Raw genomic sequence first — 20,503 nt, 5'->3', positions numbered from 1 at the left:
AGATCCTGATACGGTCCGACCGTGACCAACGGGGAAACTGCGCAGCGCCGCCTGCCTGGGTATGTGATCGGTTCCATCATCGCCACGGGCTTCGGCACCGGGTTCATCGCCGGCAACTGTGGCGGGCTGGCCGATCCGTGGCCGCAGATCCTCCGCGTCGGCGCCGCCCTCGCCGCGGTGGCGCTCATCATCGCCACCTTCCGGGCGCGGTCGGCGGCGGCGTCGGCCCCGGCGGGCGGCCCGGAGCCCGTATCGGCGCGGCAGGCCATGGGCCGCGGCTACTGGATCGTCGTCGCCGTGGAAGCCGTCGCGCTGTTCGGCGGGCTGTTCGTCATCAACGGGGTGCTGCACCGGACCGAGGTCTCCGTGGCCTGGGTCGCGCTGATCGTCGGCCTGCACTTCTACGGCCTCGGCTACGTGTGGCACGCGCAGATGTACCACTGGCTCGCCTCGGTGATGACGGTGCTGGCGATCGCGGGGTTCATCGTCTACGCGGCGGGCGGCTCCGGCGCGGCGGTCGGGCTCGTCTCCGGCGTCGGCTCGGGCCTCGCGCTGTACGGTTCGGTGCTCTGGGGCCTGACCCGCACCCCAGAGCACCGATTCGCGGAACGAGATTAGGACTGCGCGGTCAGCCGGAACGACTGGGCGCCCGAGCCGTTGCACGTCCACTGCTGCAGCTGCACGCTGTCGGCCGTCGACGCGCTCGGGACGTCCAGGCACTTGCCGCTGTTGCGGCTCACGAAGTGGTAGTAGCCGCCGCCCTCGGAGACGGGCAGCCACTGCTGGTTGTTGCCGCCGCCGTACGCCCACAGGTGGATGACCGCACCGTCCGCTGTGGACACCGCGTCGACGTCGAGCACCTGGGCCGGGTTGTTGCGATTGTTGATGCGCACGTAGCCGCTGCTCGTCGGCGCGAACTGGTACTGCTGCGCGAAGCTGTTGTTGCACGTGTACTGCTGGATCGCGGTCCCGTTCGCGGTGCCGGACGAGCGGGCGTCGACACACTTGTTGCTGGTCTTGTTGACGGTGCTGTACCACGTGGTGGAGGAGATGGGGCCGGTCCCCGGGCCACCGCCGCCGGCCCCGAACGGGCTCAGGATGATGGCGGCCGAGCGCGGGTCGTTGTCGGTGACGAGGGACTCGAAGTGCCCGACGTCGTCGAACGGGAACGCGTAGGCGCGCCCGTCGGCCATGTTCGCGTGGATGATCCGGGCGTACTGGTTGGTCGGGTTGTTCTTGTAGAAGCCGGCCGAGTTCAGGTCCGGCTGGGTGTCGACGGTGCCGAGGGTGCCCCGGTTCAGCGCCGCGCACAGCGTCCGTGAGATCGGGCCGACCACGTTGTCGTTCGGGGCCGGCAGGTTGCCCGCGCACCCGAACACGTCGGCGCTGCTGGGCTTCTGGAACGAGGTGACGACCGCGCCCGACGTGTTCGTGAACGTCATCGTGTTACCCGACGTGCGGCCGAAGTACTTCGTGTTCGGCTGGTCCGCGAACGGCACCACCGTCAGGGTCTTGGAGGTGTACGCGTTCCACGCCGACGTGATGTACGAGTCCAGGACGGTCGAGCTGACCTGGCCGGCGCCGATGGCCTTGCCCGGCGACAGGACGCGCAGGACGGTGCCGTCCGAGCGGGTGTACACGCTGTTGGCCCAGCCGGCCTGGCCCTTGACCCCGTTGATGACCGCGTTGCGGCCGTCGTTGACCAGGTCGCCGGTGCGTTGGGTGGCGCCGCTGGCCCCGGTGACGGTCACGGCGTGCGGCACCGCGAACATGTCGACCTGCGAGCTGTTGATCCACAGGCCGGCGTCGTTGTAGGTGAACTCGCTCCAGTCGAACAGGATGTTCTGGTTGGGGTCGCCGGCCGCCCAGGGCGCGGGCTGCACGAGCCCGTCCGGGGTCAGGAAGAACTTGAGTTTCTCGCCCAGGGAGAAGTACACCCGGCCGGAGAAGCCGCGCGGGAACCGCAGCGTGGTCGAGCCTCCGTTGGCGGCGCCGGCGATCGAGACGTCCGGAGCGGGTGAGGGCGGGATCTGCCCGCCGCTCCAGGCCGTGAACGTGCCGGCGGAGTTGACGTAGCCGAGGCGGCCGCTGCTGAGCTGCACGCCCAGCACGTACAGGTAGACGGCGTCGCCGCGGCCGGTGCTGTTGGTGACGGTGACGGGGAGCAGGGTCGGGCCGATCGCGTGCGCGGCGGGGGCCGACACGACAGCCGCGGCCGGGCCGGCGAGTGCCAGCGCGCCGAGCAGCCCGAGCACCCTTCTGCTGAGGAGCATGGCGGTGTCCTCCAGAGGTCATGGGAGAGCGCTCTCAGGGCCTGGGTAATGAGGGCGGGGCGAAGCCTTGAGAGCGCTCTCACCATATCGATCGGTAAAGATTGTTGTCAATGGAGGTGGTGCGCGCGTGATTGGATCATGCCGTGGACCGACTGACCGCGTACACCGACTACGCGTACCCCCAGACTCTGCCCTTCTCGGGCCCGCGCCCGAATGACCGGCAGCTGGCCGTCCTCGCCGCGCAGCGGCTCCTCGAGGGCCTCCCGATGACAAGCCCCAAGAGCCAGGCGCTGCGGGGGTACGTCCAGAGCCGGCTCGAGGGCCAGGACGCGCAGCCGAGCCGGGAACCGGCCGCGGCCCCGGCGGCGCTCTCGGTGGACGGCCGCCTCTCCTGCGTCATGACCCTGCTCAGCGACATGCTCTGGGTCAACAACAACACGCCGGTCATCTACCGCGTGTTCGTGGGCCCCCGCGCGAACGGCACCGACCCGGCCGCGCTCTGGGCGCGGACCCGCGAGGAGGCGCCGGAGGCGGGCGACGAGCCGGAGTTCACCCGGATCACCCCGGCCGACCTGCGCACCGCGCTGATGAACGCGGCCCGCCTCGGCCTCAACGACCTGGGCGAGGACTGGAACAACGAGGGGGAGTACCCGCAGCTGCCGGACGACCACATCGCCCGCTACCTGACCGACGACCTCCTGGACGTCCTCTTCGAGCGCATCCGCCCGACCGAACTGCACGGCACCGGATTCCTGCCCGTGCGGTGGGACGAGGATCTCGAGGATGAGGTCGGCACCGTCGTGCTGATCGGCCCGGACGAGGTGGCCGTCCTCGACCTGGACGTGATGGCCTGAGCGGTCGGCCGCCCTCGTTCAGGCCCGGAACGGCTGGGGCTCGGCGACCCACCCCGCGACGAGCACCAGCCCGGTCGGCCGATGCACCGCGAGGAACCCGAACGGCCGGTCGAACACCACGCTGGTGACCTCCTTGCGGTGATCGAGCTGCGGAAAGAACGCCCCCGCCAGCCGCATAGCGATCCCGGTGACCGCCGCCGCCTTGAACCCGGTGCCGGTGAACTCCGCGACCGCGTCCTGCCGCGCCTGTGACACCGCGAGCGGCACCGGGCTCATCCCGGGGAAGTGCCCGACGCTGGCGTCGGTCGCGGCCTGAAGCCCGAACACGGGCGCGTGCGCCAGCAGATCGTGCTTGGCCTCGACCCGGAACCGGACGGTACTGACGGCCAGCTCCGGCACATCGTCGACGGCCTCGACCACCCGCACGCTGACCCCGGGCCCACTGCCGACCGCCAGGCTCTGGTCGCTGTGGAGCCCGGCGATCGCGGCCGGCAGCACGGCCGCCGCCGGCGAGTCCGCGGCGCCGAGCGCGAGCACGACGTCGACGTCCTCGTCCCCGGCCACCGTCAGCAGGGTGAGCGGCCCGTCCGTGCTGTCCACGACCCGCAGCGCCCGCAGCGCCTCCGCGCCCCGCCCGCGTCGATGCAGCCCCGCCAGCTCCCGCCCGGCCCAGGGCCCACCCGGCGGCCGCTGCACCCCGTCCTCGAACCGCTCGGCCCACGCCGTCCGCACGAGCAGCGCGCCGGCCAGCACCATGAGCGTGTCGGTGTCGACCGTGACCGGCATCCGCGGGATCTCCCCCTCGGTCTGCGCCGACGCCCAGGCGTCGAGCTCCGGCTGGTCGACCTCGGGGTCCCCGGTCAGCTTCCCGCGCAGCTCCTCCGGGACCGCCGCCGTGAACTCGTCGGTCAGCGGGACCTCCGAGCGCGACCAGACGGCCGTCGCCATCCGCGTCGTCGGCGACTCCGGCAGTGCCAGGGGCGCCGGCGCGACGGCCAGCAGCTCCTCCCGGGCCGGCCCGGCGGCGAACGGCGCGAGCAGGGCCAGCAGCACGTACACCCCGGCCCCGGACAGCACTGTCGCATCGCCGTCCAGCGTGGACGCCCAACGAGCGGTGAGCGCATTGGCGTTGGCGGTCGTCATACCCGAAGCCTAGTGCCCTGGCGTCGTGGGCGGATTGACTTGTCGCAGACCTTGACGCATTCTATTGAGACAAGACTTGAGACAAGGGAGGCGTCATGGCGAACGATTCCCGGCCGGCGGACCTGGAGCGGGCCGGCGCCTGGCTGGCCGGGCACGGCCTGGCCGACGTCCGGCCGACCCCGCTGCTGGCGACCCGGCTCGCGGTCCGGCGCCGGACCCGGCTGGCCGCATCGATCCTGCTGGCCGCGTTCATCATCGCGGTCGCCCTCACCTACACCGGCGGGATGGTCGCCGGCTCCGGGCACCGGCGCTGGCTGCTGCTGGTGCTGACGGCGCTGGTGGCCGGCCTGGTGCTGACCCAGTCGCGGCTGGACCTGTGGGTCCGCCGGGTCGACCGGCGCGCCGCGGCGACACTGCCCCGCCGGGCCACCCACCCGGTCCGGCTCGGCTGGCGCACGGTCCTCGGCCCGCCGCGGGCCGCGTTCGCGGTCATCACGTTCGCGGGCGCGGCGGTCCTGGCGGCCGGCACCCTGACCCAGGACGACCCGCTGGCGCGCTACGCGGCGGTCATCCTCCTCATCGGGCTGGGCGGCCTGGCGGTCGGCGCGCTCGTCCAGCTGCGCCACGTGCTGACGCACCCGGTCGTGGCCGACGACGAGGCCTCCCTGACCGTCGACGTCCTCATGCGCGTCGACGACGCCCGGGCCGGCGCCGCCCCGATGGCGGTGTGGTCGGTGTGGTCACTGCCGGTGGTGTCGGTGTTCAGCACCACGTTCGGCTGGTGGCACGCGGCCTGGCTGGTCTTCATCGTCCTGAGCGCCGTGGCCCACGCCCTGATCGAGGCCCGCACCGAACGCAGCGCCATGGTCGCCCGCCACGTGACGAGCGCACCGTGAACCGCATGATCGTCATCGACGCGACCTCGCCCGTCCCCCCGTTCGAACAACTCCGCGCCCAGCTGGCCGCCCAGATCCAGGACCACACCCTGCCCGTGGGCACCCGCCTGCCGACGATCCGCCGCCTCGCCGCCGACCTGGGCCTGGCCGTCAACACCGTGGGCCGCGCCTACCGCGAGCTGGAGGAAGCCACCATGATCGAAACCCGCGGCGCCGCCGGCTCCTACGTCTCCGCCACCGGCGAACAGGCCCGCGCACGAGCCGCCCAAGCCGCCGCCGACTACGCCGCCGTGATAGCCAGCGTGGGCATAGACGCCAACGAGGCCATCCGCATCGTCACCGCCGCCTTGACCAGGGGCATGGCCATCTCCCCGGCCACCCGCCCCCCGAAGCCGGCCTGACGGCCGACGCCCGACATCCTCCCGCAGTGCGTCCGGCATACGGGCGCTACGCGGGATGGTTGGCCTGTTCGCGTGGCCCGGGCGCGGAGGCGGCGACACCGGACAGGAGGGCCAGCCGCAGTTTGGTCTCGTCGCCGGTGTCGGGAGCCGCGCTGAGGATCACAATCTTGAGTTCGGCGTCGCCGTCGGTCATGACGTCACAATCCACTTCGATCGGCCCGACCATCGGGTGCTCGACGATCTTGTGGTCTTCGCGATGTGCACCGACCGCACCGCCGGCCCACAACTCGGCGAAGCGTTGATTGCCCGCGGTGAGTGTGCGGATGAGACTGGTCAACCTTGCGCTGTTCGGGAAGCGTCCGGTCGCACGGCGCAGGTCGGACACGATGGCGGCGTCGACAGTGTCGCGGGCGAACGACGTCACGGGCCACTGCGACACAGGTGATCGCGTTCCGGATCGCCCAGTTGCAGGGTTCGAGCGAGCGCGGCGACCACCTGCGCCGAGGGCGTGCGGAACCGTCCCTGCTCCAGACGGACGACGTAGTCGACCGAGACCCCGGCGAGCTCGGCCAGCTCCTCCCGGCGCAGCCCTTTCGCACGGCGCGCTCGGCCACTCGGCAGTCCTACTGCGGCCGGGTGAGCCGGTCGCGCCACGCGCGCAGCGTAGGCCCGAGCTCGGTGCGGTGCGTGGTCATGAAGCCGATTGCCTCTCGCTACCAGGCGACCCGGGGTGGTAGTCGTTTTCCTACCGTCGCGCCTTCTCTGGCGCACGCCACGGCGCGGGCAAACGATGGGCGCATGACGATCACCTTCATCACCGGAGCCAACAAGGGCCTCGGCTACGAGACTGCCCGTCGCCTCATCGAACAGGGCCACGCTGTGCTCCTGGGCGCCCGGGATGTGAGGGCCGGCACCGCAGCGGCCGCTGCACTCGGTGCCCGCTTCGTCCAGATAGACGTTACCGACGACGTATCCGTCACGACGGCGGCGGCCGACATCGAGCAACACGAACGCGTCATCGACGTGTTGATCAACAACGCCGGCGTTCACGGACCGCACGGTGACCCGAGCGGCTTGGCCGGCACCGACATCGCGACCGTGCTCGACGTCAACGTCGTCGGCGTGGTGCGAACCACCACGGCCTTCCTCCCGCTCCTGCGACGCTCGGCCGACCCGGTCATCATCAACGTCACCGAAGGCACCGACGCCATCGTGCGACTCGCGACCGAGGGACCGGGGCACCGGTCCGGCCGCTTCGTCGACCGCGCCGGCGAGATAACGTGGTCGTAGCCCTCGAGGGGTGCTCTCGGGCCACATGCCGCACAGGAGCCGAGGTCAGGGCCGGTAAATAGATGGAGCGACGCGTCGGGCACCCGTACCGTCGCGGCATGATTTACCAGAACCCGCTGGCGTACCTGCTCGGCCTGGAGGGACTGGCGCTGCTACGCGCCTGGGGCGGCGACTTCGACGAGGGGTTCGTACGGCGCCGGCTGGCCGAGGTCCAGAAGCTGCTGGACGCCGAGGCGCTCGCCGGGCACGACGGGGTGCTGGTGGCCCGGAATGACACGCGCACCGGGTATGCCCAGTGGGCGGCCGGCTACGACACGCCCCGCAACAGCCTGTTCGACTTCGACGAGCCGGTGATGCACGAGATCATCGACGCGCTCCCGCCGGGTGAGGCGCTCGATGCGTGCTGCGGTACCGGCCGGTATGCCGAGTACCTGGCCGGGCGGGGCCACCGGGTGATCGGCGTGGACAGCTCGCCGGACATGCTGGAACGGGCACGCCAGCGGGTACCGTCCGGCGATTTCAGGGAAGCTGACATACGCACGCTGCCGCTGCCCGACCGCAGCGTCGACCTCGTCGTCTCCGCCCTTGCCCTGACCCACCTGCCGGACCTCGGTCCGGTGCTGGCCGAGTTCGCTCGGGTGCTGCGGCCCGGCGGCAGCGTGGTCATCTCCGAAGCCCACTGCGAGATCGTGGTCCGCGGCTCGGTGCCGCACGCTCTCGGGCCGGACGGCGAACCCGGCCTCACCACCAGCTACCGGCACCGGCCCGGGGACTACGTGCGGGCCGCGCTGGCGGCGGGGCTGCAGGTGCGCCGCTGTGAGGAGCCGGGTGGCTCCTACGACCAGTCGCCGCCACCACCGCCGCCCGCCGAGTACCAGGTCGGGGACTGGGCGGACTGGCCGTGGTCGCTGCTGGAGCTGATCCCGGAGGCGAGTCGGGCGGCCTGGGCGGTGCCGTCCACGATCATCTGGCACTTCGCCCGGCCCAGTTGAGCCGATGCCCGACGGCGCCCGGCGGTGGTGGTGGTGTGGCTCGCGGCCGACGCGCAACTGCTGGCCGTCGACGACGCGCGGGAAACTCGGTCCGGCTCACCCCGTATCGCGCTCAGGCGAGGGCGAGGGCGGTTGGTTTGAAGGGGCCGTCTGGCACCGCCTGCGCTCGGGGGCGACCGGCCACCTGTGCGGCGCGCCGGTAGCTGTCGGCGGCGTCGGCCGGCGCTTCCGCCTCCTCGGCCTTGGAGAACACGCCGAACGCCGCGGTTCGATGGCCGTTGTGGAGCGCGGCGGCTTCGACGGTGAATCTCGGCGGTCCGGCGTGGCGTTTGGGCTGAGCGGCCGTTCGTCGCGCCGATCGGGCTGCGGCGTCACGGCGGTCAGGCGGATTCGCGGACTACCAGGTCGGTGGGGATGATGACGGCGGCCGGGGTTTCGCCTTCTATCTGGCTGAGCAGGAGGCGGACCATTTCGGCGCCGATTCGGGGGTAGGACTGGCGGATCGTGGTCAGGGACGGCTGGGTTGTGGTGGCTATCTGGCTGTCGTCGAAGCCGCCGACGGCCACGTCCGCCGGCACGCGGCGGCCGGCTCGGTGCAGGGCGGTCAGGGCGCCGGCGGCCATCAGGTCGGAGGCCACGAACACCGCGTCCAGGTCTGGGGCCCGGTCGAGCAGTGTCTGCATCGCGGCCTCGCCGCTGGCTCGGGTGTAGTCGCCGTGGGCCACCAAAGCAGGATCGCCGGGGGTGGCCAGGGCGTCGTGGTAGCCGGCCAGGCGTTCTACGCCGCCGGAGGTGTCCATGGGGCCGGTGATGGTGGCTATGCGGCGGCGGCCGGACTCGCGGAGGTAGGTGACCATCTGGCGGGCGCCGTCGCGGTCGTCGGCGGCGACGTAGGCGGCCTGGCGTTCGTAGCCCAGTGGTTTGCCGCAGGCGACGACGGGGAGGCCGCGGGCCAGGAGTTCTGGGATCAGGGGGTTGCCGCTGTGGGTCGAGACCAGGAGCGCGCCGTCCACGTGGCCGCCGGTGAGGTACCGGCCGAGGCGTTTGCGCTCTTCGAGACTGGAGGCCAAGGTGAGCAGGAGGGTGATGTCCTGCTTGGCCAGGGCCTGGGTGCAGCTGTGCAGCAGGACGTTGAAGTTCGGGTCCTCGAAGAGGCGCTCCTGGGGCTCCGACAGGATGAAGGCTACCGACTGGGAGCGCTGTGTGACCAGGCTGCGGGCGTGCTGGTTGACCACGTAGCCGGTCTTGCGCATCGCGCGCTCCACCGCGTCCTGGGCGGCGTCGCTCACGTCGCGGCCGCCGTTGAGGACCCTGGAGACCGTGCCCCGGCTCACCCCGGCCGCCGCGGCCACGTCGTTGATCGTGGGGCGGCGGGCGGGGCGGTTGCGGAGCTCGTGTGGTTCTGGCACCTCGCCATTCTGCAACATCCAACAAACCTGTCAGCCTTTTACGGCCCCGGACATGAGGTCGACCCGCCAGTATCGTTGCAGCGTCAAGAACAGCACGACCAGGGGCGCGATGGACAGCAGGGCGCCGGTCACCACCAGGGTGTACAGCACGGGCGTGGTGTTGCCCTGTTTCAGCAGCGTGTAGAGGCCGACCGTGACCGGGAACTTCTCGTCCGAGGCGAGCATGATGAACGGCAGCAGGAAGTTGTTCCAGATGGCCACGAACTGGAACAGGAACACCGTGACCAGGCCCGGCAGCATCGACGGCACCGCGACGCTGCGGAAGATGCGCAGGTCGCCGGCCCCGTCGGTGCGGGCCGCCTCGATGAGCGAGTCCGGCACGGCCGCGGCCGCGTAGATGCGGGCCAGGTAGATGCCGTACGGGCTCAGGATGCTCGGCAGCAGCACAGACCAGTACGTGTCGGTCAGCTGCAGGCTCGCGAGCAGCAGATACTGCGGGATGGCGAGCACCACGGCCGGCACCAGCACGCCGGCCAGCAGCACGTTGAAGACGACGCCGCGGCCCGGGAACCGGTACTTCGCGAGGGTGTAGCCGCTGATCGCCGACACCGCTGTCGACAGCAGCGCGCCCACTCCGGCATAGAGCACCGTGTTCAACATCCACTGCCAATAGATGCCGCTCTGGTACTGCGACAGATCCGCGATGTTGTCGAGCAGCGCGCTGCCGGGGGCGAGGGTGAACGTGCGGAACAGTTCCCCGTTGGTCTTCGTGGCCGCGGTCACCACCCAGACGATCGGGAGCAGGCAGTACAGGGCACCCACGACCAGTACCACCGAGGGAAGAACGGCGAAGCGCCGGGTCACTGTTCGGCTCCGAACGCGCGGCGCTGGACGAGGCGGAGGAAGCCGAACGACAGCACCAGTGTGGCCGCGGCCACGACGACCGACGCGGCGGCCGCGGTGTGGATGTCGTCGCGGGCGAACGCGTCCTGGTAGATCTTCATGAGCGGGGTCCAGTTCGACGGCAGGGAGTTGGTCAGCGGGCGCAGGGTCGTCGGCTCGACGTACACCTGCACGGTCGCGATGAGCGAGAAGACCGACGTCATGATGAGGGCGGGCAGCAGCTGCGGGATCTTGATCCGCCAGGCGATCTGCCACTCGCCGGCGCCGTCGATGCGGGCGGCCTCGTAGAGCTCGGCGGGGATCGCGCGCAGCGCCGTGAACAGCACGATCATGTTGAAGCCGGTGCCGCCCCACAGCGCGATGTTGGCGACCGCGAAGTAGATGCTGGTCGGGCCGAGCAGGTCGAGCGGGTGCCCGCCGGCCGCGGTCAGCAGGTACTGACCGGGGCCGACGGACGGCAGGTACATGAAGCCCCACATGAGGCTCGCGATGACGGCCGGCACCGCGTAGGGCAGGAAGATCGCCACCCGGGAGAACCGCCGGGCCCGGGCCCGGGGCAGGTCGAGCAGCAGCGCGAACAGCAGCGCCAGGCCGAGCATCGTGGGCACCAGGAGGCTGCCGTACACCAGGACCCGCACGGCGCTGTGCCAGAACTCGCCGTCCGCGAACACCGCGCGGTAGTTGGCGAACCCGGCGAACGACTCGGCCCGCGCGGCGGCGCCGAGTCCGAGCCCCTTGACCTGCACACGGCGCAGCGAGAGGTACACCGTGTAGCCGATCGGCGCCACCATGAACAGCGCGAACAGCACGATGGCGGGGGACAGGAACGCGTACGGGACCCGGTGTCTGAGCATCAGCCGACCTTGAACCCGTTCTTCTTGAGGTCATCCACAGTGGACTGCTGCATCACCGTCAGGGCGCCCGGGAACGGGGACTTGTCGGTGATCGCCTTGCCGAAGGCGTCCTTGTAGGCGGCGTAGGTGACGTTGACGTTCGGGCCCCAGGTGACCCCGGCCGCGGTACCGGCGATGGTCTGGGCCAGGGTGTAGAACTCGGGCTGGTTGCTGAAGAACGCCGGCGGCTTGGCCAGGGCCCCGCCGGACTGGGCGGCGGTGGCGGCCGGGTAGATGCCGCCGCCGGTGATGAGCCCGGTCACCGCGGCCGGGTCGGTGTTGAGCCAGACGGCGAACTCGGTCGCCTCCTTCTGGTGCTTGGACTTGGCCGCGACCGCCGTCGACGAGCCGCCCCAGCTGCCGGTCTTGTGCTCACCGGCGCTCCACTGCGGCAGCTCCGCGATGGCCCACTTGCCCGCGGTGTCGGGGGCGTTGCCGGACAGCACGCCCGGCCCCCAGACCGCGCTCGGCCAGGCGATGAGCGTGCCGTCGTTGAGGGCCTTGTTCCACTCCGGGGTGTACATCGGCTGCTTGTCGATGTCGCCGGACGCGACCAGCCCGCCCCAGAAGTCGGCCACCTTCTTCGTCGCCGCGTCGTCGACGTGCACGCTCCACGTCTCCCCGGAGACCCCGAACCACTTCGCGCCGGCCTGCTGGGACAGCCCGGCGAACCAGCCCGGGTCGCCGGAGGAGAACGTGGTGAGGTACTTCTTCGGGTCCTTCTGCCGCACCTGCTTGGCGGTCTGCGCGAACTCGTCCCACGTCGCCGGGACCTTCAGCCCGAGCTGGGCGAAGATGTCCTGGCGGTAGTAGAGCATCATCGGGCCGGAGTCCTGCGGGATCGCGTAGACGGCGTCCGTGCCGAGCGTGATGGTGCTCCACACGCCGGCCGCGAACTTGCTCTTGGCGTCGCCGGTGTACTTCGAGATGTCACCGGCCGCGCCGTTGCTCACGAGCGTCGGCAGGGCCTGGTACTCGGCCTGGAACAGGTCCGGCGGGTTGCCGGCCTTGCTGGCGGTCAGGACCTTGGTGACCTCCTCGTCGCCCTGGGCCTGCTTGCTGACGGTGACGTGGGTGTTGGGATGCGCCGAGTTCCACTGGGCCACGACCTGGTCGATGCCGGGGACCCAGGACCAGAAGGTGAGCTCGACCTTCCCGCCGGAGGCGGAACTTTCGTCGTCCGAGCCGGAGCAGCCGGCCGCCGCGAGCAGCAGCGAACCGGTCGCCGCGGCCGCGATGAGGGCGCGCGTCGTGCGCTTCATGAATTGTCTCCAACAGCTGGGGTGAATGACTGGGAGCGTTCACAGTTTTGGCTCGGCCAAGCACGGTGTCAAGGGCCCAAGTGTGCGCTACAGTGCGGCTCTGATGATTGGGAACGTTCACGGTCAGGAGCACGGTTGTGGGGGATTGGCAGCTCGGTGGCCTCGCCGGCATCGCCTACGGCGGGGACTACACCCCCGAGCAGTGGCCCGAGGAGGTCTGGGCCGAGGACGTCGCACTGATGCGGCAGGCGGGCGTGAACCTGGTCAGTGTCGGCATCTTCAGCTGGGCGCTGCTCGAACCGGCCCCCGGGCAGTACACCTTCGAATGGCTTGATCGTGTTCTTGATCTTCTGCACGGTGCCGGCATCCGCGTCGATCTCGGCACGCCGACCGCCGTGCCGCCGCCGTGGTTCTTCCGCGCGTATCCCGGCGCGCGGCTGGTCGACCGGGCCGGGCACGTCCTGGGCCAGGGTGGGCGGCAGAGCTTCTGCCCGAGCTCGCCCGACTACGCCGCGGCCGCCGCGAACATCGCCGAGCAGCTCGGCCGCCGCTACGGCGACCATCCGGCCCTGGCCCTGTGGCACGTGCACAACGAGTTCGCCGGCGTGAACGCCCACTGCTACTGCGCGACCTGCGCCGAGGCGTTCCGCGACTGGCTGCGCACCCGGCACGGCGACCTGGCCGGCCTCAACTCGGCCTGGGGCACCGCGTTCTGGGGCCAGCGCTACGGCGACTTCGCCGAGATCGAACCCCCGCGCCTCGCGCCGACGGCCGTCAACCCGGCCCAGCAGCTCGACTACCTGCGCTTCTGCTCAGACACCCACCTGGCCAACTACAAACGCGAAAGAGACCTGCTCCGGGGGTACAGCCAGTCGGTGCCCATCACCACCAACTTCATGATCGCCAACTGCAAGTGGGTCGACTACTGGAAATGGGCCGGCGAGGTCGACATCGTGGCCAACGACCACTACCTCGCCTCCGAGCGCGACGACCGGCACGTCGAGCTGGCCATGTGCGCCGACCTCACCCGCAGCCTGGCCGGCGGGGCGCCGTGGCTGCTCATGGAGCACTCCACGAGCGCGGTCAACTGGCAGCCCCGCAACATCGCCAAACGCCCCGGCGAGCTGGCCCGCAACAGCCTCGCCCACGTGGCCCGCGGCGCCGACGGCGTGCTGTTCTTCCAGTGGCGGGCCTCGCGCTTCGGCGCCGAGAAGTTCCACTCGGCGATGCTGCCGCAGGCCGGCACCGGCACCCGGATCTGGCGCGAGGTCACGGAGCTCGGCACCCGGCTGGCCGGCCTCGGCGACCTGCGCGGCACCCGGGTCGCGGCCGACGTCGCCGTCGTCTGGGACTGGGAGGCCTGGTGGGCCCTCGAACTGGAGTGGCGCCCGTCGGTCGACGTGACGTTCCGCGAGCGGGTCGAGGCCTACTACGCGCGGCTGTGGGAGGCCCACCTCACCGCCGACTTCGTGCACCCGGAGGCCGACCTCGGGCGCTACCCCCTCGTCGTGGTGCCGTCGCTGTACCTGACCACGGCCGGGGCGGCCAAGAACCTCGACGCCTACGTGTCCGGCGGCGGGACGCTCGTCGTGTCGTACTTCTCCGGGGTCGTCGACGCCAACGACACCGTGCCGGACGGGCCCTATCCGGGTGCGCTGCGCGATGTGCTGGGCGTGACCGTCGAGGAGTTCCTGCCGCTGCGCGCGGGGGAGCGGGTGCTGCTGTCCGACGGCTCGTCGGCGGACGTGTGGGCCGAGGACGTACGCCTGGCCGGGGCGGTTCCGTTCCTGTCGTATGTGGACGGTCCGGCGCCGCTCGGCCCGGCGGTGACCCGGCACGAGCGCGGGGCCGGAGTGGCCTGGTACGTCTCGACCCGCCTGGCCGACGCCGACCTGGGTCGGCTCCTGGAGCGCGTCTACGCCGACGCCGGGCTCGGGTCCCGGCCCGCGGTGCCGTCCACTGTGGAGCTCGTGCACCGCCCGCCGTATCTGTTCGCGATCAACCACGGTGCCGAGCCGGCCGAGGTCCGCGGGGTGGCCGTCCCGGCCGGAGAGGTCGTCGTCCTGGAGACGGCGTGAGTTCCTTGGAGGCCACCTGATGATCATCGAGCGGCGCCGGTCCGAGATCCTCGCCGCCGCCCGCCGGTCCGGCGGGGTGGGGCTGCGGGAGCTGAGCAAGCTGTTCCACGTCTCGATCCCCACCATCCGCCGCGACCTGTCCGCCCTGGCCGAGCGCGGCCTGTTGCAGCGGGTGCACGGCGGTGCGGTACCCCTCGACGACGGCCGCGTGGACGCGCCGGCCGCGCTCGTCGAACCGGGCATGGCCATCGGGATCGCGGGGCGGCGGCTCGGGCCCCGGCTCGCCGCGCGGGTGTCCGACGTTCCCGGGCTCACCGTCGTCACGCCGATGCTGGTCGTGGCCCGCGCGGTGCGTGGGGAGGTGTTGATCGTCGGCGGGGTGCGGACACCGTCGGGGAGCCATGCCGGGCCGGTCGCCGAGCTGACGCTGCGGTCGCTGCACCTCGACATCGCGTTCGTCGAGCCGGGGCCGCTGGGCGACGTGCTGGCCGCCGCGACCGACCAGGCACTCCTGGCGCGGGCGCGGCGGCAGGTGCTGCTGTGACGGTTGTTATGCGGTCCAGCGCACGTTCGGGTTGATGTGGCCGGTCCAGTCGAACAGGGTCATGTTGTCCCACTGGTCGCCGGTGCCGTTGATGTTCTCCGGGGCCCAGCCGTTGCCCTTGATGGCATACCAGGTCGGCTCCCAGTAGAAGACCCCGACCGCGCCGGCCGAGCGGGCCGTGTTCTGTACCGCGGTGAAGTTGCCGGCCTGGCCCGCCCACGTCGCCGGGTAGCCGGAGCAGGGCGCGGAGCCGTTGATGGCGTTGCCCTCCGAGTCGGCGTTCGCGGCCGTGAACGGGTAGGCCGTCTCGGCCAGGACGACCGGCTTGCCGTAGCGGGTCCGCACGTCGTTGATGACGGTGGACAGGTTCGCGAGGGTGCCGTGCCACATGCAGTAGTACGACAGGCCGGTGATGTCCCAGGGCACGCCCTTGGCCCGGATGCCGTCGTAGAACCACCGGGCGTTGGCGTCGCTGTCGGCGTCGGCGGTGTGGATGATGACCTGCGTGCCGCTGTTGCAGGCCTTGGTCGCGTTGTATCCGGACTTCAGCAGCAGGCTCAGGTTCGTGAAGTCGTTGTTGACCACCTTGCCGTCGTTCCACAGCATGCCGACGTTGATCTCGTTGCCGATCTGCACGCTGTCCGGCGTCGTGCCCTGCGACTTGAGGGCGTTGCACACGCTCAGCGTGTAGTTGTACACGTCGGTCTGCAGCGCGCTGATGTTGTGCGACGCCCACGCGGCCGGCTTGTACTGCTTGCCCGGGTCGGCCCACGTGTCCGAGTAGTGGAAGTCGATCATCAGCTGCAGGCCCTTGGCCTTCGCCGCCTTCGCCTGGACCAGGACCTTGCTCAGGTTGTTGTAGCCGCTCACCGGGTTGTTCCAGATGCGCAGGCGGACGTAGTTCATCCCGATGCCCTTGAGGATGTCCAAGGGGTCGGCGGCGGTGCCGGACGCGTTGTAGTACTTCGCGCCGAGGTCCAGGCTGCGCTGCAGCGAGGACACGTCGGCGCCGCGCATGCTGATGGTGGCCGCGGCGGCGGGCGCGACGTAGGTGACGGCGATGGCGGCGCCGAGGGCGACGGCAGCCACGATTGCGGTTGTTCTTCGCACGGGCTCTCCTTTGGTCTGTGAACGCTCCCAGTCTTTGGAGAGGTGATTTCCGGTGTCAAGGCGTTGATAGATGTTGATGGAAACTGGGATCGTTCACGGGCTATGGGCGTGAAAGTCCCAGCTGGGCCAGCCACTCGTCGACCGGGTGGCCGAGGTCCTCGGCCTCGTCGAGCCAGTGCGCGGCCCGGCTCCGGTCTTCGTCGACGCCCTCGCCCATGAGGTACATGACGCCGGCCGTGGCGGCGGCGCGCGCATTGCCGGCCTCGGCGGCGCGCTCGTAGTACCGCACGGCCAGGGCGGGGTCCAGCGGGGCGCCGTTGCCGGTGGCGTGGGCCGCGCCCAGGTTGTACAGCGCCCGGTCCTGGCCCAGATCCGCGGCTCGCTGCAGCCAGCGGGCGGCCTCGGCGTCGTCGCGCTCGACACCGGTACCGGTGGCGAACAGGACATAGAGCTCGAACGCCGCGTCCCCGTCGTTGCGGGCCGCGGCCCACAGGTGGTGCTCGACCGCCGATCCCGGGCGGTCCAGCCACTGCTCGAGGAGGCCGAACTGGTAGGCGGTCGCGCCGTCGGTCCGCGCGTGCGGGCGCAGCCGGGCCAGCGCCGCCTCCTTCGCCGCCACCGACGCCTCGCGGGCGCAGCGGGCGAACAGCAGCGCGCCCTCGTGGTCGCCGAGCGTGGCGGCCTCGGCGAAGCAGCGCAGGGCCCGGTCGTGCGGGTGGTCGGCCGGGTCCGGGAAGGGCAGGTCCGGCGACCACGGAGCGGGTGGGAGTACGTCACCGCTCGCCCCGAGATAACACCGGCCCAGCTCCCGCCAGGCTCGGGCGCTCCCGGATCTCGACAGGCCTTCGACGACCTCCGGCGCCGCCGACAGGGGCAGGATTCCGATGGCCATGTCGCCGCGGTTGATCCGGCCGGCCAGGTCCACGTAGTCGTCCTCGTTCACGTCCCCGATTTTGTCGTACCCGGTCAGTAAGCTCCGGGCATGGCCGAGGCATTCGACACCGTTTCCGACTACCGCACCGCGATCGACCAGGTCAGGACGGCCGCGGCCGCCTATTACAGCGGGCCCGACCTGGCGATGGACGACGCCGACTACGACGCGCTCATGCGCCGGATCGCGGCCTCCGAGGCGGAGCACCCGGAGTGGAAGCCGGAGGACTCACCGACCGAGGTCGTCGCGGCCGGCGAGGGCGTGGTCGGCGACGTGGTGCACAGCGAGCCGATGCTGAGCCTCGACAACGTGTTCGACGAGGACACCCTGCGCAAGTGGGCGGCCCGCCTCGACAAGCTGCTCGGCCGCCCCGCCGCCGGCTACACGGTCGAGCCGAAGATCGACGGCCTGGCCATCGCCGCCCGCTACGAGGACGGCCGGCTGGTCCAGGTGGCCACCCGCGGCGACGGGCGGGCCGGGGAGGACGTCACCGGCCAGGCCAAGCGGGCCGCGGGCCTGCCCGAGCGGCTGGCCGACCCGGTCACCGTCGAGGTCCGCGGCGAGGTCTTCATGACCGACGCCGACTTCGAGGTGGCCAACGGCATGCGCACCGCCACCGGCGAGCCCCCGTTCGCCCACCCCCGCAGCGCCGCCGCCGGCACCCTGCGGGCCCAGGACCGCACCTATGACGCGCCGCTGTCGTTCCTGGCCTACGGTGCCCGCGGGCTCGGCGACGGCCCGCACTCGGCGGCCATGGCCGAGCTGCAGCGCCTCGGCGTGGCCTCGACCGGCGGGATGCCGGTCTGCGCCACGATCGACGAGATCCTGGCCGCGGTCAAGGCGCTCAACGACGCCCGGGCGACCCTCGGCTACGGCATCGACGGCGCCGTCATCAAGGCCGACGACCCCGCCGACCGCGACCAGGCCGGCTCCGGCAGCCGGGCGCCGCGCTGGGGCATCGCCTACAAGTTCCCGGCCGACACCCGCACCACCCGCCTCAAGGCCATCGAGGTGCAGATCGGCCGCACCGGCGTCATCACCCCCGTGGCCGTCCTGGAGCCGGTCCAGATCAGCGGCGTCATCGTCACATCGGCCACCCTGCACAACTTCGACGACCTGGTCCGCCGCAACGTCCGCGCCGGCGACACGGTCTTCGTCCGCCGCGCCGGCGACGTCATCCCCGAGATCACCGGCGCGAAGCTCGACGAGCGCCCGGCCGACTCCGTCCCCTTCGAGCCGCCCGCGGCCTGCCCGCGCTGCGGCGGCGAGATCGACCGCACCCAGAAGCGCTGGCGCTGCACGACCGGCCGCGCCTGCGGCGCCCGCGAGGCCCTCTCCTACTACGCGAGCCGCGACTGCCTCGACATCGAAGGCCTCGGCGGCAAGATCATCGACGTGCTCATCGCCTCCGGCCGCGTCACCGACCCCGCCGACCTCTACGACCTGGACGTGGCGACCCTGAGCGCCTTCGACCGCATGGGCGAGGTCTCCGCCACGAAGCTGGTCACCGCGATCCAGTCCTCCAAGACCCAGCCCCTGGGCCGCGTCCTGACCGGCCTCGGCGTGCGCATGACGGGCCGCTCCATGTCCCGCCGCCTGGCCAACCACTTCGGCACGATGGACGCCCTGCTGGCCGCGACCCCCGAGGAGCTGCAGGAGGTCGAGGCCGTGGGCCCGGAGCGAGCCCTGACGATCGCCGCCGAGCTCGCCGAGCTGGCCCCGGTCATCGCCCGCCTGGCCGCCCGCGGCGTCAACATGACCGAACCCTCCTACCGCCCCCGCCCCCGCCCCACCCCGGCCGACCCGTCCTCGGCCGACGCGCTCGCCGCCGACCCGGCTTCCGCCGCCGCGTCTTCTGCCGGCGCGTCTTCTGCCGCCGCGTCTTTTGCCGACCCGGCCGCGCGGCTGCCGCTGCAGAAGGAGGACGGCACCCCGATGACGGTCGTGGTGACGGGCTCGGTGCCCGGCCTGACCCGCAACGAGGGCAACGAGGCCGTCGAACGCCTGGGCGGCCGCTCATCAGGCTCGGTGTCGAAGAAAACCGACCTGGTCGTCGTGGGCGAGGGCGCCGGCTCAAAGGCCGCGAAGGCCGAAGAACTGGGCCTCCAAATCATGCCCGCCGAAACCTTCGCCGAACTCCTACGAACCACCACCCCCTGACCCAACTCGCCCCGCCCAACCCCCGCCCCGCCCGACTCAGTCCCACGCCGCGCCGGTTCCACGCCGCGCCGGTTCCACGCCGCGCCGGTTCCACGCCGTGCTGGTTCTGTGCGGTGCTGGGCTCGGTTCGACGCGGTGCTGGTTCGGTGCGGTGCTGGGCTCGGTTCGACGCGGTGCTGGTTCTGCGGTGTTGGTCCCGTCTCATGCGGTGCGGGTTCTGCGCGGTGCTGGTTTGAGCCTCACGCGGTGCGGGTTCTGCGGGGTGCCGGTTCCACGCTGTGCCGGTTTTGCGTGGTGCTGGGCTCGGTTCTGCGCGGTGCGGGTTCCGCGGTGTTGGTCCCGTCTCACGCCGTGCGGGTTCTGCGCGGTACTGGTTCCAGCCTCACGCCATGCTGGTTCTTCGCGGTGGTGGTTCTGCGCGGTGCCGGTTCCACGCTGTGCCGGTTCGGCGTCGTGCTGGGCTCGGTTCTGCGCGGCGCCGGTTCCAGCCTCACGCCGTGCTGGTTCTGCGCGGTGCTGGTTCTGCGCGGTGCCGGTCCCAGTCTCACGCCGTGTCAGGCTCGTGTGGGTCCCGCGTGGTGCGGCGCCTGTGGACCGTTTCGCTTGTGTGGTCTGCGGTTGCGAGCCGTTTCACTCGTGTGTGGCGCCCGTCGGGTGTGGGCCTCATGCCTTTGGGCGGTGCGTTGTCTGTGGGCCGTTCGCTCGTGTGGTCGGCCGCGCGGGCAACGGCTCCGGGCAAGGTTCAGAGGGCGTGCGGGCGTACGTCGGCGCTGATGGTGGGTGTGCTGAGGGGTTGCGGACCGCGCTGCTTGCGGTGGTGGTGGTTCTCGGCTTGGGCTTGGCGTGGTGGCGCTTGTTGGCGTTCAGAAGTTATCTCTCTACACTGTAGAGAGATGTTGGGCGAGGTTGGAGGTTGGGCTGGTGCGGATCAGTTCGTCGGCTGTGTCGTGCAACGTGGCGGATGTTCGGGCGGCTTCTGGGTTCTTGCAGGAGCACTTGGGGTTTCGGGAGGAGATGGCGGCCGACGGGTTTGCCTCGTTGAGCCGGGATGATGCCGGGGTCAACGTCATTTTTCTGCGGACCGGGCTCGCCACGCTGCCGGCTGAGCAGCGGGATGTGCATGCGGCGGGCGTGATTCTGGCGTTCGTTGTCGATGACCTTGAAGGGGAGCTGGCTCGGCTGCAAGCAGCTGGGGTGGCCATCACCATGCCGCTCACCGTTGAGGCCTGGGGGGAGCGGGCGTTTCAGGTCCGGGAGCCCAACGGCGTGATCGTGCAGCTGGTCGACTGGAACGGGCCTACCGGCACCAGCTGACGGAACACAAGCTTGAGGCCGCCGCGATCAGTCCGCGGCGGCCCCTCGCT

General features: G+C 71.1%; 20 protein-coding genes. 10 read left to right on the top strand and 10 right to left on the bottom strand.

The window, feature by feature from the left end:
- The first annotated feature begins 21 nt into the window (after positions 1-21).
- On the top strand, positions 22-618 hold the full coding sequence (locus ACIA8L_RS22845) for a hypothetical protein (RefSeq protein WP_395907618.1): 597 nt from the start codon (positions 22-24) through the stop codon (positions 616-618).
- Here ACIA8L_RS22845 and ACIA8L_RS22840 read toward each other — a convergent pair.
- Complete coding sequence (locus ACIA8L_RS22840; protein ID WP_395907616.1) at positions 615-2,273, bottom strand: beta-1,3-glucanase family protein; 1,659 nt, start codon at positions 2,271-2,273, stop codon at positions 615-617. The genes ACIA8L_RS22845 and ACIA8L_RS22840 overlap by 4 nt on opposite strands.
- Positions 2,274-2,416: 143 nt before the next feature.
- On the opposite strand from ACIA8L_RS22840, the gene ACIA8L_RS22835 reads away from it, so the two are divergent.
- A complete protein-coding gene (locus ACIA8L_RS22835; protein ID WP_395907614.1) occupies positions 2,417-3,127 on the top strand; it encodes a hypothetical protein in 711 nt (236 codons plus the stop codon).
- Positions 3,128-3,145: 18 nt separating this feature from the next.
- Here the strand turns inward: ACIA8L_RS22835 and ACIA8L_RS22830 are convergent, their stop codons facing one another.
- Positions 3,146-4,270 (bottom strand): serpin family protein, encoded by a 1,125-nt coding sequence (locus ACIA8L_RS22830; RefSeq protein WP_395907612.1) that lies wholly within the window; start codon positions 4,268-4,270, stop codon positions 3,146-3,148.
- 95 nt (positions 4,271-4,365) lie between these two features.
- Between ACIA8L_RS22830 and ACIA8L_RS22825 the strand changes: the two genes are divergently transcribed.
- Entirely contained in the window at positions 4,366-5,166 is an 801-nt protein-coding gene (locus ACIA8L_RS22825) for a hypothetical protein (RefSeq protein ID WP_395907610.1), read from the top strand.
- A gap of 5 nt (positions 5,167-5,171) precedes the next feature.
- The gene (locus ACIA8L_RS22820; RefSeq protein WP_395907608.1) at positions 5,172-5,567 is read left to right on the top strand and encodes a GntR family transcriptional regulator; all 396 of its coding nucleotides are present in this window, start codon (positions 5,172-5,174) and stop codon (positions 5,565-5,567) included.
- A 46-nt stretch (positions 5,568-5,613) separates the two neighbouring features.
- Here ACIA8L_RS22820 and ACIA8L_RS22815 read toward each other — a convergent pair whose 3' ends face one another.
- Both ACIA8L_RS22815 and ACIA8L_RS22810 read right to left on the bottom strand, forming a co-directional pair.
- Entirely contained in the window at positions 5,614-5,991 is a 378-nt protein-coding gene (locus ACIA8L_RS22815) for a hypothetical protein (protein WP_395907606.1), read from the bottom strand.
- On the bottom strand, positions 5,988-6,221 hold the full coding sequence (locus tag ACIA8L_RS22810) for a helix-turn-helix domain-containing protein (protein WP_395907604.1): 234 nt from the start codon (positions 6,219-6,221) through the stop codon (positions 5,988-5,990). Before ACIA8L_RS22810 ends, ACIA8L_RS22815 begins: the two co-directional genes overlap by 4 nt.
- A gap of 144 nt (positions 6,222-6,365) precedes the next feature.
- Here ACIA8L_RS22810 and ACIA8L_RS22805 point away from each other — a divergent pair, with 144 nt between their 5' ends.
- Positions 6,366-6,857: an SDR family NAD(P)-dependent oxidoreductase gene (locus ACIA8L_RS22805; RefSeq protein ID WP_395907602.1), complete on the top strand. Its 492-nt coding sequence runs from the start codon at positions 6,366-6,368 to the stop codon at positions 6,855-6,857.
- 98 nt (positions 6,858-6,955) lie between these two features.
- Positions 6,956-7,849, top strand: coding sequence for a class I SAM-dependent methyltransferase (locus ACIA8L_RS22800; protein ID WP_395907600.1), 894 nt, complete (start codon positions 6,956-6,958; stop codon positions 7,847-7,849).
- Positions 7,850-8,229: 380 nt separating this feature from the next.
- Here the strand turns inward: ACIA8L_RS22800 and ACIA8L_RS22795 are convergent, their stop codons facing one another.
- The 4 genes from ACIA8L_RS22795 to ACIA8L_RS22780 are packed head-to-tail and all read right to left on the bottom strand — an operon-like array spanning position 8,230 to position 12,316.
- Complete coding sequence (locus ACIA8L_RS22795) at positions 8,230-9,258, bottom strand: LacI family DNA-binding transcriptional regulator (RefSeq protein ID WP_395907598.1); 1,029 nt, start codon at positions 9,256-9,258, stop codon at positions 8,230-8,232.
- Between the two features lie 30 nt (positions 9,259-9,288).
- Entirely contained in the window at positions 9,289-10,122 is an 834-nt protein-coding gene (locus tag ACIA8L_RS22790) for a carbohydrate ABC transporter permease (RefSeq protein WP_395907596.1), read from the bottom strand.
- Positions 10,119-11,015 (bottom strand): carbohydrate ABC transporter permease, encoded by an 897-nt coding sequence (locus ACIA8L_RS22785; RefSeq protein ID WP_395907594.1) that lies wholly within the window; start codon positions 11,013-11,015, stop codon positions 10,119-10,121. Before ACIA8L_RS22785 ends, ACIA8L_RS22790 begins: the two co-directional genes overlap by 4 nt.
- Positions 11,015-12,316 carry an ABC transporter substrate-binding protein gene (locus ACIA8L_RS22780; protein WP_395907592.1) on the bottom strand — a complete coding sequence of 434 codons (1,302 nt, stop codon included), beginning with the start codon at positions 12,314-12,316 and terminating at the stop codon, positions 11,015-11,017. The genes ACIA8L_RS22785 and ACIA8L_RS22780 overlap by 1 nt, the downstream gene beginning before the upstream one ends.
- Before the next feature lie 137 nt (positions 12,317-12,453).
- On the opposite strand from ACIA8L_RS22780, the gene ACIA8L_RS22775 reads away from it, so the two are divergent.
- Positions 12,454-14,394, top strand: coding sequence for a beta-galactosidase (locus ACIA8L_RS22775; RefSeq protein WP_395907590.1), 1,941 nt, complete (start codon positions 12,454-12,456; stop codon positions 14,392-14,394).
- Positions 14,395-14,413: 19 nt separating this feature from the next.
- A complete protein-coding gene (locus ACIA8L_RS22770; RefSeq protein ID WP_395907588.1) occupies positions 14,414-14,938 on the top strand; it encodes a DeoR family transcriptional regulator in 525 nt (174 codons plus the stop codon).
- 6 nt (positions 14,939-14,944) lie between these two features.
- On the opposite strand, the gene ACIA8L_RS22765 is transcribed toward ACIA8L_RS22770, so the two are convergent.
- Together ACIA8L_RS22765 and ACIA8L_RS22760 are read right to left on the bottom strand one after the other, a co-directional pair.
- Positions 14,945-16,048: an arabinogalactan endo-beta-1,4-galactanase gene (locus ACIA8L_RS22765; protein WP_395907586.1), complete on the bottom strand. Its 1,104-nt coding sequence runs from the start codon at positions 16,046-16,048 to the stop codon at positions 14,945-14,947.
- A gap of 100 nt (positions 16,049-16,148) precedes the next feature.
- The gene (locus tag ACIA8L_RS22760; protein ID WP_395907584.1) at positions 16,149-16,991 is read right to left on the bottom strand and encodes a tetratricopeptide repeat protein; all 843 of its coding nucleotides are present in this window, start codon (positions 16,989-16,991) and stop codon (positions 16,149-16,151) included.
- Positions 16,992-17,030: 39 nt separating this feature from the next.
- On the opposite strand from ACIA8L_RS22760, the gene ligA reads away from it, so the two are divergent.
- Positions 17,031-19,139: an NAD-dependent DNA ligase LigA gene (gene ligA, locus ACIA8L_RS22755; protein WP_395907583.1), complete on the top strand. Its 2,109-nt coding sequence runs from the start codon at positions 17,031-17,033 to the stop codon at positions 19,137-19,139.
- Between the two features lie 921 nt (positions 19,140-20,060).
- Entirely contained in the window at positions 20,061-20,453 is a 393-nt protein-coding gene (locus ACIA8L_RS22750; protein ID WP_395907581.1) for a VOC family protein, read from the top strand.
- The last annotated feature ends 50 nt before the right edge of the window (positions 20,454-20,503 follow it).

The sequence above is a fragment of the Dactylosporangium sp. NPDC051541 genome (assembly GCF_044454505.1).
GTDB lineage: Bacteria > Actinomycetota > Actinomycetes > Mycobacteriales > Micromonosporaceae > Dactylosporangium.
The sequence above is the reverse complement of the archived record's forward strand: the minus strand, read 5'-3'. Positions and strand labels throughout refer to the sequence as shown.

What these genes read in the sequence shown, in the direction of transcription:
- ACIA8L_RS22830 (WP_395907612.1), bottom strand. Translation starts at nt 4,270, where the DNA reads ATGACGACCGCCAACGCCAATGCGCTCACCGCTCGTTGGGCGTCCACG.
- ligA (WP_395907583.1), top strand. Translation starts at nt 17,031, where the DNA reads ATGGCCGAGGCATTCGACACCGTTTCCGACTACCGCACCGCGATCGAC.
- ACIA8L_RS22800 (WP_395907600.1), top strand. Translation starts at nt 6,956, where the DNA reads ATGATTTACCAGAACCCGCTGGCGTACCTGCTCGGCCTGGAGGGACTG.
- ACIA8L_RS22840 (WP_395907616.1), bottom strand. Translation starts at nt 2,273, where the DNA reads ATGCTCCTCAGCAGAAGGGTGCTCGGGCTGCTCGGCGCGCTGGCACTC.
- ACIA8L_RS22825 (WP_395907610.1), top strand. Translation starts at nt 4,366, where the DNA reads ATGGCGAACGATTCCCGGCCGGCGGACCTGGAGCGGGCCGGCGCCTGG.
- ACIA8L_RS22770 (WP_395907588.1), top strand. Translation starts at nt 14,414, where the DNA reads ATGATCATCGAGCGGCGCCGGTCCGAGATCCTCGCCGCCGCCCGCCGG.
- ACIA8L_RS22780 (WP_395907592.1), bottom strand. Translation starts at nt 12,316, where the DNA reads ATGAAGCGCACGACGCGCGCCCTCATCGCGGCCGCGGCGACCGGTTCG.
- ACIA8L_RS22820 (WP_395907608.1), top strand. Translation starts at nt 5,172, where the DNA reads ATGATCGTCATCGACGCGACCTCGCCCGTCCCCCCGTTCGAACAACTC.
- ACIA8L_RS22805 (WP_395907602.1), top strand. Translation starts at nt 6,366, where the DNA reads ATGACGATCACCTTCATCACCGGAGCCAACAAGGGCCTCGGCTACGAG.
- ACIA8L_RS22785 (WP_395907594.1), bottom strand. Translation starts at nt 11,015, where the DNA reads ATGCTCAGACACCGGGTCCCGTACGCGTTCCTGTCCCCCGCCATCGTG.